Here is an 11,999-nt window from a genome sequence, read left to right on the forward strand (position 1 = left end):
TCAATGCTGAGAGTCCCATGACGGTTCCGTTCGTTCATCTTCGTTTGCACAGTGAATACTCTCTGGTCGATGGCTTGGTCAAACTCAAGTCACTGGTCAGTACGACCGCTGAGCGCGGGATGCCGGCGCTGGCGCTCACCGACGAAGCCAACCTGTTTGGTTTGGTCAAATTCTACAAAGCCGCTCAGGGCGCCGGGTTGAAGCCGATCATTGGCAGCGATCTCTGGCTCTCGAATCCCCACGACGATGCCCACCCGTACCGCATCACGCTGCTAGCGATGAACGATGTGGGCTATCGAAACCTGACCGAGCTGATCTCCAAGGGCTGGACCGATGGCCAGCGCCAGGGGCGGGCAATCCTCGATAAACAGTGGGTATTGGCGCAGAGCGAAGGTCTGATTGCCCTGTCGGGCGGGCGCGAAGGCGAGATTGGCCGCCATCTGCTCTCCGAGCACGAGCGGGAAGCGCGCCAGCTGCTGGAAGAGTGGCAGCAGGCGTTTCCCGACCGCTTCTACCTGGAGCTCATCCGCACCGGCCGCCCTCTGGAAGAGGCCTGCGTACACGCTAGCGTTCAGTTGGCGATCGAGACCGGCACGCCGGTCGTCGCCACCAACGACGTGCGCTTTCTAGAGCGTGAGGATTTCTGGGCCCACGAAACCCGCGTCGCCATTGGTGAGGGTAAAGCCCTGGACGACCCGCGCCGCGAACGCCGCTATACCGAAGAGCAGTACCTCAAAAGCCCCGACGAGATGGCGGCGCTGTTTGCCGATATCCCCGAGGCGCTGGAAAACAGCGTGATGATCGCCGAGCGCTGCAGCGTCGATGTGCGTCTGGGAGAGATCTTCCTGCCGGAATTCGGCATTCCCGAAGGCATGACCCAGGATGAGTTCTTTCGCAAGGTCTCCCACGATGGCCTAACGGAGCGGCTCGATTTTCTGTTTCCCGCCGAGCAGTACCCGAGAGACAGTGACGCGTTTCGCGAGATCGACCAGCGCTACCGTGACCGACTGGAGTTCGAGCTCAACGTCATCATTCAGATGGGGTTCCCTGGCTACTTCCTGATCGTGATGGACTTTATCCAGTGGGCCAAGGACAACAATGTGCCGGTAGGCCCGGGGCGCGGCTCCGGTGCGGGGTCTCTGGTGGCCTATGCGCAAAAAATCACCGACCTGGACCCCATCGGCTACGATCTGCTGTTCGAGCGCTTTCTTAACCCTGAGCGTGTCTCCATGCCCGACTTCGACGTCGATTTCTGCATGGAGAAGCGCGACAAAGTCATCGAGTACGTGGCTGACCGCTATGGCCGTAACGCGGTCTCCCAGATCGTCACCTTCGGCACCATGGCCGCCAAAGCCGTGGTGCGCGACGTGGCCCGCGCCCAGGGCAAGCCCTACTCGCTGGGCGACAAGCTCTCCAAGCTGATCCCGTTCGAAGTGGGCATGACGCTGGCCAAGGCCATCGAGCAGGAGCCCGCGCTCAAAGAGTTCATCGAGAACGACGAAGAGGCCGAAGAGATCTGGGAAATGGCCCTGAAACTCGAGGGCACCACGCGGGGTACCGGTAAACACGCAGGGGGGGTGGTGATCGCTCCCACCAAACTCACCGACTTTTCGCCGCTGCTATGCGATGAAGACGGCGCGGGCTTGGTGGTGCAGTTCGATAAGAACGATATCGAAGACGCCGGGCTGGTCAAATTCGACTTCCTGGGCTTGCGTACCCTCACCATCATCGATTGGGCGCTTGAGATGGTGGATAAGGTGCGTGACGCTAACGGCCAGGGGCCGCTCAATATCGACGCCATTCCCCTGGACGACGGCAAAACCTTCGAGATGCTCAAGCGGGCAGAAACCACGGCGGTCTTCCAGTTGGAATCCCGCGGTATGAAGGAGCTAATCAAGCGCCTGCTGCCCGACTCCCTGGACGATATGATCGCCTTGGTAGCCCTGTTCCGCCCCGGTCCATTGCAGTCGGGCATGGTGGATGACTTCATCAACCGGAAACATGGCCGGGCGGAAGTCTCTTATCCACACCCGGATTATCAGCACGACCTGTTGAAACCGGTGTTGACGCCTACCTACGGCATCATTCTCTACCAAGAGCAGGTCATGCAGATCGCCCAGGTCATGGCAGGGTACACCCTTGGGCAGGCCGACATGCTGCGCCGTGCCATGGGTAAGAAAAAGCCCGAAGAGATGGCCAAGCAGCGGGCAGGTTTCATGGAAGGGTGTGCCGCCAACGGCATCGACAAAGACTTGGCGGGCAATATCTTCGACTTGGTGGAGAAGTTTGCCGGTTACGGTTTCAACAAGTCGCACTCGGCGGCCTACGCGCTGGTGTCTTATCAAACCGCATGGCTCAAAGCTCACTACCCAGGGCCCTTCATGGCGGCGGTGATGTCCACCGAGATGGACAACCTGGACAAAGTGGTGCCGCTGATCGAAGAGTGTCGTCACTTGAAGCTGACGGTGACGCCACCGGATGTCAACGTCGGTGGCTACAAGTTCACCGTGGATACCGACGGGCGGGTGGTGTACGGCTTGGGCGCGATACGTGGCGTCGGAGAAGGCCCGATTGGCGCGATTGTGGAAGCGCGAAACGCGGACGGACCGTTCAAGGATCTGTTCGACTTCTGCCGCCGCATCGATCCGAAACGGATGAACAAGCGTACCCTGGAAGCGCTGATACGCTCTGGCGCGTTGGATAACCTGGGGCCTAACCGGGCGGTGCTGTTCGCGGCGATGGAAGACGCACTGAAGGCGGCAGCGCAAAATCACGCCAACCAGAACCTGGGCATGATGGACATGTTTGGCGATGCCTTCGTCGCCGAAGAAGAGGCCAGCGATGTTTACGCCGAGTATCGTCATGTGCGCGAATGGACGGACCGTGAGCGGCTCTCTGGTGAAAAAGACACCCTGGGGCTCTACCTGACCGGGCACCCCATCGACGAGTACGAACGCGAACTCAAGCGCTTCGTGTCGACGCGTATCAGCGATTTGAAACCCTCTCGGGAACCGCAGCGGGTAGCGGGTTTGGTGGTCGCCATGCGCACCATGAAGTCCAAACGTGGCGATACCATGGCATTCATCACCCTGGACGACCGCACCGGACGTATCGAAGCGTCGCTGTTTGGCGAACTTTTCGAGCAGCTACGCGGCCAAATCGAGTCGGATCAAGTGATCATCGTGGAGGGCGAAGTCTCCAGCGACGACTTTTCCGGTGGCCTACGGCTGCGCGGCAAAGATGTGACGCCGATGGTCACGGCCCGCGTGCGCTACGGCCAAGCCGTCGAGCTGGCGCTGGATGCCGGACAGATCAATGGCCGATTGGTCGAGAGCCTGCGAGATAGCTTGACCCCTTTTCGGGATGACACCGGACTCCCCGTGCGGTTGCAGTACCGCCATCCAGACGCGACCGCTTGGCTGGAGCTGGCCGAGGAGTGGAAGGTTGCGCCGAGCGATGATCTGCTGCTTGCGCTGCGTGATGTGCAAGGGCAGGTAGGCGTCCAGTTACGCTACCGTTAATCACCTAGCGTACGAGCGCCCCAGGGCGCTCGTACGGAATTGAGCGGGCATTGCCTTGCGTGGCAGGGTCAGGGTGCGATAATGGCGCCCAATATGCTCGTTTCGACAAGGCTTATTTTTTTATAGGCAGCTTACAGGCAGAGCCGATGAATCCTAACTATCTCGATTTTGAACAGCCCGTTGCCGAACTCCAGGCAAAAATTGAGGAGCTGCGTTTGGTGAGTTCTGACAGCCAAGTGAATCTCTCCGATGAGATTTCACGGCTGGAGGAGAAGAGCCGCAAGTTAACGGAATCCATCTTCAAAGACCTGACACCGTGGCAGGTGTCGCAGCTCTCGCGGCACCCCCAGCGTCCTTACACGCTGGACTACCTAGCGCACATCTTTACCGATTTCGACGAGCTGCACGGCGACCGTAACTTTGCCGACGATGCCGCTTTGGTCGGCGGGGTCGCCCGTTTGAACGACGCCCCGGTCATGGTGATTGGGCATCAGAAAGGTCGCGACGTGAAAGAGAAAGTGCGCCGTAATTTCGGCATGCCGCGTCCGGAAGGCTATCGCAAGGCCTGCCGTCTGATGGAGATGGCCGAGCGTTTCAAGATGCCGATCCTGACGTTCATCGACACCCCAGGGGCCTACCCGGGTATCGATGCCGAAGAGCGCGGCCAGTCGGAAGCGATTGCTTATAACTTGGCGGTCATGTCACGTTTGAAGACGCCGATCGTCTCCACCGTGGTAGGCGAGGGTGGCTCCGGTGGAGCGCTGGCGATCGGTGTGTGCGACGAGTTGCACATGCTGCAGTACTCGACCTACTCGGTGATTTCTCCGGAAGGCTGCGCCTCCATTTTGTGGAAGAGCGCCGAGAAAGCCTCCGACGCGGCTCAGGCCATGGGCATTACGGCCGAGCGTTTGAAGGAGCTGGGCTTCGTGGACTCGTTGATCAAAGAGCCGCTGGGCGGCGCTCATCGTCACCCGATCGATACCGCAGCGCGGGTTAAAGAAGCGCTGTCGGCCAGCCTCGAACGCCTGCAGGCGCTGGATAGCGACGCCCTGCTAGAGCGCCGCTATGCGCGGCTGATGAGCTATGGCGCCCCAGCCGCCTAAACGGCTGTTAGGCCTGCTCGAAGACGCCCTGGCGGAGACCCCGCCAGGGCGTTGCGTTTGGGTTGCCCTCTCCGGCGGCTTGGACTCCTCGTTGCTGCTGGCGCTGGCTGCCGAGGTGTGTCGCGGCAGCGGCAATAGACTGCGCGCGTTGCACGTCAATCACGGTCTTCAAGCCGCCTCCAATGACTTCGAAAGCCACTGTCAGCGGCTGTGCCAGCGCCTGAGCGTCCCACTCACCATCGAGCGTGTGGCCGTGGACGTCAAGGGAGACGGTGTGGAAGCCGCCGCCCGGCGTGCCCGCTACGCGGCCTTTGCGCTGCATGTGCCTGCGGGTGACACCCTATGGCTGGCGCAGCACCAGGACGATCAGGCAGAAACGCTGCTGCTGGCAGCGTTGCGGGGTAGCGGCATTCGTGGGCTGGCAGGCATGCCATTTCGACGGGAGTGGCAGGGCATCACGCTGCTGCGCCCGTGGCTTGGCGTCACGCGTCAAACCCTGGCCGATACGGCCCACGCGCTGTCGCTTGATTGGTGTGAAGACCCCAGCAATCGCGATATAGCATTCGATCGCAACCGCTTGCGCCATGAGATCCTGCCAACGCTGACCCAGCGCTGGCCAGGGGCGGTGCGCTCCCTGGCCCAAAGTGCAGGCTTGGCTGGTGAGGCCGATACGCTGCTCGCCAGCTACGCTGCCGATGAGCTGGCCGGACTCACGTTAGCGCCGGGCTGTCTCGACGCGTCGGCACTGATGGCGCTGCCACTACCCCGCCAGCGCCTGCTGGTGCGCACACTCTGCCAGCAATGCGGGCTGCCGACGCCTCCCCAGGCACGCTTGACCAGCCTGCTCGGCCAGCTCAGCGCTGCCCAGGATGCCCAGGTGCTCGTCGAGTGGTCCGGTGCCCAGGCGCGGGTATGGCGGCACAGGCTGTATCTGATGGCGCCATTGGTTGCGCTGCCAAATTGGCAAACGCCGTGGAACGGCGCGCCGGGGGTTTCAACGCCACTGGGGCCGCTGCAGCTGCGACTAGGCGTCGATGGCGACCGCACCGCCCCCGTTATGCTGCGCTGGCGACAGGGCGGCGAGGTGCTCGACCTGCCTGGGCGCGGTCGGCGTGATCTCAAACGCTGGCTGCAAGAGCAGGCGCTGCCACCCTGGGAGCGCAGGCGTTTGGTGATCGTCATGGCGGGAGAGCGCTGTCTAGGCGTGCTCCAACCGCCTGCCAAGGTACTTTGGCAGGCGAAGGGGGTCACGTTCGAGCACGAGTGTTAGGTCGGTATGTTCAAATGAAGCGTCAAACCTGCGTTGGTCATGAACGCCTGCTCCTGCTCTAAATCAGTGCTGAGCAGCGTTGGTTCATCGCTGGGGGGCAGCGTGATGGTCATCGTTTCACCTTGATGATCCACCGTGATCTCGGGCGGGATCGGCGCGCCTTCCGGGCGCGAGTGGTTGATCAAGACCGCGAGACGCAGCAAGCGCGCCAGTTTGACTGCGCTGGCCTGCTGGGACGCCGGCAGCGCTTGCCACTCTTTAATGGGGAATTTACGCCGATGGGCACGCACCAAAAACGCCAGCAACCGCTGCTCGGGGCGTGAAAATCCGGCTAGGTCGGAGTGCTCCAATAGATAAGCGCCGTGGCGATGAAACTGGCTATGGGAGATGGCCAGACCGATTTCATGCACATGGCTAGCCCACGTCAGATAGTGGCCCTGCTCGGCGGTCAACCCCCACGGCTTTTTAATCGCTTCGAACAGACGATTGGCCGTGTCGGCGACGTTGTCCGCCTGGCGCGTATCGACGTCGTAGACCCGTTTGAGCATCTCCAACGTGTTGGAGCGGGTGTCTTCGGCGCTATTGCGTCCCGCCATGTCGTACAGGACTCCTTCACGCAGCGCGCCATCTGCAAAGCGCATCTGTTCGAGGTCGAACGCCTCGAAGATAGCGCTCAAGATGGCAATGCCTGCAGGGAAAACGCGCGCACGATCAGGCTTCAATCCCTCCAATTCCACTTTGTCGAGCTGTTTGCATTTGAGCAGCCGCTCGCGCAGCTTCTTGAGCCCGCTGCGTGTGATTACGCCTTCTTGTGGCGTGTCGCCATAGGCGAACAGGACGCTAGCGGCGGCCTTGATCGTGCCGCTGGAGCCAACGGGGTCGTCCCACCCTAGGCGCTGGTAGGGGCGCTGTATATTGGCCAGCTCCGAGAGGGCCGCCAGCTCGGCGCGACGCATACGTTTTTCCGTCAGATCGCCATCGGCGAAAAAACGGCTGGTAAAGGTAACGCACCCCATGCGCAGACTCTCCAGCGCTTTGGGCTCGAAGGCTTCGCCAATAATGAATTCGGTAGAGCCACCGCCAATATCGACAATCAAGCGTCGGCCGCTTTCGGCCAGCGCGTGGGCGGCGCCCAGATAGATCAGACGGGCTTCTTCACGCCCGGCGATGATTTCGATGGCGTGGCCGAGCTGCGCCTCCGCTCGTTCGATGAACGTTTGGCTATTATGGGCGTCTCGCAGCGCGTTGGTCCCCACGATGCGCAGGTGAGACCCCTCAATATCGGTCAAAAACGGCGCAAATCGGCCCAGACAGTCGAGCGCGCGCTGCATGGCGGCTTCGCTGAGATAACCGTTTTCGTCGAGTCCTGCCGCCAGTTGGACCTTCTCGCCCAGGCGTGCCACGACTTGCAATCGTTCATTTTGGTAATTAGCCACCAGCAGGTGAAAGCTATTGGAGCCCAGGTCAATGGCGGCTAGGCGCTGCGGCTCGCCGCTCTCGAACTCGGCAGGGGCGGCGGCGATGGGGAGCGAAATGTCCTTGGGCATGAGCTATCCTTCAAATTGGCTATGCCAAGGTTGCTGCGACCTCTGACTATTGTCAATTGCCAAAGGCTTGCGTTTGTCGCGGGGCTTGACTACCATCGAGCTACTGGCTTGATCCGAGTTGGCTTGTTCGTCTAAACAAGCGCACTGACTCGGGCACCCCGAGCAGTACGTACCCAGATGGCATCAGCCAGATGTCCAAGTCGTCAGACAACCCGCTGAAACGCATTCTCCGTGCCAATCAGATTAGCTAGTTTATTTGCACCCTCATGCTAAGCAGTCAGTGATACCGCTTTTACGTATTAGGTATCGTTATGGCGACTGCCCGGCTTTTACCACGCGAGCGTGTGCCTAAATGGGGTCTGAACGCATCACTCGGCGCTTAGCCCTATGATATTGACCCTATGATATCGGCCAAGCCTCCTGTCTTATTCCTGGCGCTTAGCGCCTAGCTTTCATGAGCAATTTTCTAACACACCGATGAATCTCACTGAACTCAAGCAAAAAACCGTTCCCGAGCTGCTCGATATCGCCCGTGAAATGGGCATCGACAACCTGGCCCGTTCGCGCAAACAGGACATCATTTTCGCCATCCTCAAGAAGCATGCCAAAAGCGGCGAGGATATTTATGGCGACGGTGTGCTGGAAATTCTTCAGGATGGCTTCGGCTTCCTGCGTAGTGCCGACAGTTCGTACCTCGCCGGACCGGACGATATCTACGTATCGCCTTCACAGATTCGTCGTTTCAATCTGCGCAAGGGCGACTCCATTTCCGGCAAAATTCGTCCGCCCAAAGAGGGCGAGCGCTATTTTGCGCTGCTCAAAGTCAGCCAGATCAACTTTGATCGTCCGGAAAATGCCAAGCACAAGATTCTCTTCGAGAACCTGACGCCGCTGTTTCCGAACGACCGTCTGCGTATGGAGATCGGCAACGGGTCGACCGAAGATCTGACCGCCCGGATCATCGATCTGACCGCGCCCATCGGTAAAGGTCAGCGCGGCCTGCTGGTGTCTCCCCCGAAAGCGGGTAAGACACTGATGCTGCAGAACATCGCGACCTCGATCACGCGCAATAACCCCGAGTGTCATCTGATCGTGCTACTGATCGACGAGCGCCCGGAGGAAGTCACCGAGATGTCCCGCACCGTGCGCGGTGAAGTGGTCGCCTCCACCTTCGATGAGCCGCCTGCCCGCCACGTACAGGTAGCCGAAATGGTCATCGAAAAAGCCAAGCGCTTGGTTGAGCACAAGAAAGACGTGGTGATCCTGCTCGACTCCATCACTCGCTTGGCGCGTGCTTACAACACCGTCGTACCCAGCTCTGGCAAGGTGCTCACCGGTGGTGTGGATGCCCATGCACTCGAGAAGCCGAAACGCTTCTTTGGGGCGGCGCGTAATATCGAAGAGGGCGGCAGCCTGACGATCATCGCCACCGCGCTGGTCGATACCGGCTCGAAAATGGACGAAGTCATCTTCGAAGAGTTCAAGGGCACCGGTAACATGGAAGCGCACCTTGACCGCAAACTGGCGGAGAAGCGTGTCTTCCCGGCGATCAACATTCGCCGCAGCGGCACTCGCCGTGAGGATCTATTGGCCTCTGAAGATGAAATGCAGCGTATGTGGATCCTACGAAAACTGCTCAACCCGATGGAAGATACCGCGGCCACCGAGTTCTTGATCGATCGTCTGAAAGACACCAAGACCAATCTCGAATTCTTCGAAGCCATGAAACGCCGTTAAGGCGCTCCAGGGTGGCGGTTCCGCCAGACAGCCGGGTTGAGGAGAGGGCATTGAAGTACAACGATCTGCGTGACTTTATCGCAACGCTGGAGGCGCAGGGTGAACTTAAGCGCATCACGGCCGAAGTAGATCCCTACTTGGAAATCACCGAAATCTGCGACCGCACGCTGCGTGCCGGTGGTCCTGCACTATTGTTCGAAAATGTGAAGGGTCACGACATGCCGCTGTTGGGAAACCTGTTCGGCACCCCAAAACGGGTCGCGCTGGGCATGGGGCAGGATTCAGTCGAGGCGCTGCGCGAAGTGGGCAAGCTCTTGGCATTTTTGAAGGAGCCAGACCCGCCCAAAGGGTTAAAAGACGCTTGGGACAAATTGCCGATCTTCAAGCAAGTGCTCAGCATGGGGCCCAAGAGCGTCAAGCGTGCGCCGGTTCAGGAAGTCGTTTACGAAGGCGATGACGTGGACTTGGGGCGCTTGCCGATTCAGCACTGCTGGCCGGGCGATGCGGCACCGCTGGTCACGTGGCCGCTGGTGATCACCAAAGGCCCCCATAAAAAGCGCCAAAACCTGGGCATCTATCGCCAGCAAAAGATCGGAAAGAATCGCGTGATCATGCGCTGGCTCTCCCATCGCGGCGGCGCGCTGGATTTTCTCGAGTTCCAAAAAGCCCATCCCGGCGAACCGTTCCCCGTCGCGGTGGCGTTAGGCGCCGACCCGGCGACCATTCTCGGTGCGGTGACGCCCGTGCCGGACACGCTCTCCGAATATGCCTTTGCAGGCCTGCTGCGCGGCTCGCGCACCGAGCTAGTGAAATGTGGCCATGCGGACCTCGACGTGCCCGCCTCCAGCGAAATCATCCTGGAAGGGTTCATCTATCCGGATGACATGGCGCCAGAAGGGCCGTTTGGTGACCACACTGGGTACTACAACGAGGTGGATCACTTTCCCGTTTTCACTGTGACACGCATGACCATGCGTCGCGACGCCATCTATCACTCCACGTACACTGGCCGTCCCCCCGATGAGCCTGCCATTTTAGGTGTGGCGCTCAACGAAGTGTTCGTGCCCATCCTATGCAAGCAGTTTCCTGAGATCGTCGACTTCTACTTGCCTCCGGAAGGGTGCTCTTACCGCATGGCGGTCGTCACCATGAAGAAGCAGTACCCTGGTCACGCCAAGCGCGTGATGATGGGCGTATGGAGCTTCTTGCGCCAGTTCATGTACACCAAATTCGTCATCGTGCTGGATGACGATGTGGATGCACGAAATTGGGAAGACGTGATGTGGGCGATCACCACGCGTATGGACCCTGCTCGAGACACCGTCATGGTCGAAAATACCCCCATCGACTACCTCGACTTTGCGTCGCCAGTGTCTGGGCTTGGCTCAAAAATGGGATTGGACGCGACCAATAAATGGCCCGGCGAAACCGACCGCGAGTGGGGGACGCCCATCGTTATGGACGAAGCGGTGAAAACCCGTGTCGACGAGCGCTGGGGCGAACTGGGCATTGATATTCCGCTACCCACACCGCGTCATGGTTAAGCGGATGTGCGGGGCCGAACGACTTTCCACAAAGAGGCTTTCATGAGCGCTACGTTAACGTGCAAAACGCTAACCTGCCAAGTCACCGCCGTCGAGGACCTCAATCCCGACGTGTTCCAAGTGACGCTTGCCGGTCGCGCTGAGGCAATGCAGCATGCGCCCGGTCAGTACCTCGAGCTAATGCTGGACGAGGCCACGTGGGTGCCCTTCTCGATTGCGAGCTGCGACAGAGGCGACGGCACGCTGGAGTTACAGATTCAGCACTGGCCCGAGCGAGATAACTCCCAACGTCTACGCCAACTGCTACAGGTGGCGAATCAGCTCACCGTTCGTTTGCCGAGCGGAGAGTGCGTGTTGGATAACCAGAGTGAGCGTCCGCTACTGCTGATTGCCGCAGGGACGGGGTTCGCCCAGATGAAGGCCATCGTCGAGGCTGCCCTGCGTGACCAGCCCACACGACCCATTTCGCTATGGTGGGCAAACCGTGAGCACCGTGACCTGTATGCCGAAGACCTCGCCTGCGCATGGGCACAGCAGCATGACCACATAGCGTTCCATGCCGTTACCGAGTTTCCGCTCACCGAGCCGCTCGCTTCTGGAGAACGCATCGTCCATCACCAAGGTCGCGTCGACTTGGTGTTGGAGAGTGAGCTTGCCAAGGCCCCCATCCAGCCAAGCGATTGCGATGTCTACCTCTCGGGCTCGCCCGGCATGGTGTACGCTTGCGTGGACGTGCTGGAACGTTTTGGGGTGAGCAGTGCGCAAATGTTTTCGGATGTGTTTGCCTACGCTCCTCGGCCTCACTAAAATGATTGATCACTTTTAGTGTACGGCTTAAGCCGTCAACTCGATCCGCTATTGAGGAGGCTGTCATGGCCCATCACGACGACAATTTCAAAGACGATTCTGGCATTCTGCCGATCATACTGGGCATCGTGGTCTTGGTCGGTATGAGTGCACTGCCCGCCACGATTGGTTGGATCCAAGCGTTCGGCAGCTAATCACTTGCTCATGGGCAACCCGCACGCAAATTCTCGGTTGCCATTTGGCGCCTGCGCAGGCAGGATAAAGATAGTTCGTCATTAATCGATTGAGGAAGCCCCATGCTACACGGCACGCTGTCATCAAGCGTCACCGCCAAACCGGAAACGGTGACGTACGCTTGGGCGAGCGTCGGTGTCACTCAATTCGGTTACTATGCAGCGTATTGGTTTAGCCACGGTGTGCCCCTGGCTGACGCTTAGCGTCGCGCCAGCAGGCACACCGCTCCGGTTGCC

The 11,999-nt window shown here is 59.8% G+C and carries 9 protein-coding genes; 8 read left to right on the top strand and 1 reads right to left on the bottom strand.

Features of this window, described 5'->3' with window-relative positions; all coding sequences use genetic code 11:
• Positions 1-17 precede the first annotated feature (17 nt).
• The 3 genes from dnaE to tilS all read left to right on the top strand — a co-directional run bounded on the left by dnaE (position 18) and on the right by tilS (position 5,894).
• A complete protein-coding gene (gene dnaE / locus FRH_RS08285) occupies positions 18-3,521 on the top strand; it encodes a DNA polymerase III subunit alpha (RefSeq protein WP_281998045.1) in 3,504 nt (1,167 codons plus the stop codon).
• A 146-nt stretch (positions 3,522-3,667) separates the two neighbouring features.
• Positions 3,668-4,624, top strand: a complete 957-nt coding sequence (gene accA, locus FRH_RS08290; protein ID WP_139528328.1) for an acetyl-CoA carboxylase carboxyl transferase subunit alpha — start codon at positions 3,668-3,670, stop codon at positions 4,622-4,624.
• On the top strand, positions 4,605-5,894 hold the full coding sequence (gene tilS / locus FRH_RS08295; RefSeq protein WP_239295797.1) for a tRNA lysidine(34) synthetase TilS: 1,290 nt from the start codon (positions 4,605-4,607) through the stop codon (positions 5,892-5,894). The genes accA and tilS overlap by 20 nt, the downstream gene beginning before the upstream one ends.
• On the opposite strand, the gene ppx is transcribed toward tilS, so the two are convergent.
• Positions 5,891-7,441: an exopolyphosphatase gene (gene ppx / locus FRH_RS08300; protein WP_139528330.1), complete on the bottom strand. Its 1,551-nt coding sequence runs from the start codon at positions 7,439-7,441 to the stop codon at positions 5,891-5,893. The two genes, tilS and ppx, sit on opposite strands and share 4 nt — an antisense overlap.
• Positions 7,442-7,918: 477 nt before the next feature.
• On the opposite strand from ppx, the gene rho reads away from it, so the two are divergent.
• From rho to FRH_RS08325, 5 genes are all read left to right on the top strand, one after another.
• A complete protein-coding gene (gene rho, locus FRH_RS08305; RefSeq protein ID WP_139528331.1) occupies positions 7,919-9,178 on the top strand; it encodes a transcription termination factor Rho in 1,260 nt (419 codons plus the stop codon).
• A gap of 50 nt (positions 9,179-9,228) precedes the next feature.
• Positions 9,229-10,722 carry a 4-hydroxy-3-polyprenylbenzoate decarboxylase gene (gene ubiD, locus FRH_RS08310; protein WP_281998046.1) on the top strand — a complete coding sequence of 498 codons (1,494 nt, stop codon included), beginning with the start codon at positions 9,229-9,231 and terminating at the stop codon, positions 10,720-10,722.
• A gap of 42 nt (positions 10,723-10,764) precedes the next feature.
• Positions 10,765-11,529 carry an NAD(P)H-flavin reductase gene (locus FRH_RS08315; protein WP_281998047.1) on the top strand — a complete coding sequence of 255 codons (765 nt, stop codon included), beginning with the start codon at positions 10,765-10,767 and terminating at the stop codon, positions 11,527-11,529.
• Between the two features lie 65 nt (positions 11,530-11,594).
• Entirely contained in the window at positions 11,595-11,723 is a 129-nt protein-coding gene (locus tag FRH_RS08320; RefSeq protein WP_255303977.1) for a hypothetical protein, read from the top strand.
• A 102-nt stretch (positions 11,724-11,825) separates the two neighbouring features.
• Complete coding sequence (locus tag FRH_RS08325; protein WP_281998048.1) at positions 11,826-11,966, top strand: hypothetical protein; 141 nt, start codon at positions 11,826-11,828, stop codon at positions 11,964-11,966.
• Positions 11,967-11,999 lie beyond the last annotated feature (33 nt).

This window comes from Halomonas sp. A020, assembly GCF_027943625.1.
GTDB classification, from domain to species: domain Bacteria; phylum Pseudomonadota; class Gammaproteobacteria; order Pseudomonadales; family Halomonadaceae; genus Vreelandella; species Vreelandella piezotolerans.

Coding starts and splice junctions, on each gene's coding strand:
- dnaE (WP_281998045.1), top strand. CDS start 18: ATGACGGTTCCGTTCGTTCATCTTCGTTTGCACAGTGAATACTCTCTG.
- accA (WP_139528328.1), top strand. CDS start 3,668: ATGAATCCTAACTATCTCGATTTTGAACAGCCCGTTGCCGAACTCCAG.
- tilS (WP_239295797.1), top strand. CDS start 4,605: ATGGCGCCCCAGCCGCCTAAACGGCTGTTAGGCCTGCTCGAAGACGCC.
- ppx (WP_139528330.1), bottom strand. CDS start 7,441: ATGCCCAAGGACATTTCGCTCCCCATCGCCGCCGCCCCTGCCGAGTTC.
- rho (WP_139528331.1), top strand. CDS start 7,919: ATGAATCTCACTGAACTCAAGCAAAAAACCGTTCCCGAGCTGCTCGAT.
- FRH_RS08315 (WP_281998047.1), top strand. CDS start 10,765: ATGAGCGCTACGTTAACGTGCAAAACGCTAACCTGCCAAGTCACCGCC.
- FRH_RS08320 (WP_255303977.1), top strand. CDS start 11,595: ATGGCCCATCACGACGACAATTTCAAAGACGATTCTGGCATTCTGCCG.
- FRH_RS08325 (WP_281998048.1), top strand. CDS start 11,826: ATGCTACACGGCACGCTGTCATCAAGCGTCACCGCCAAACCGGAAACG.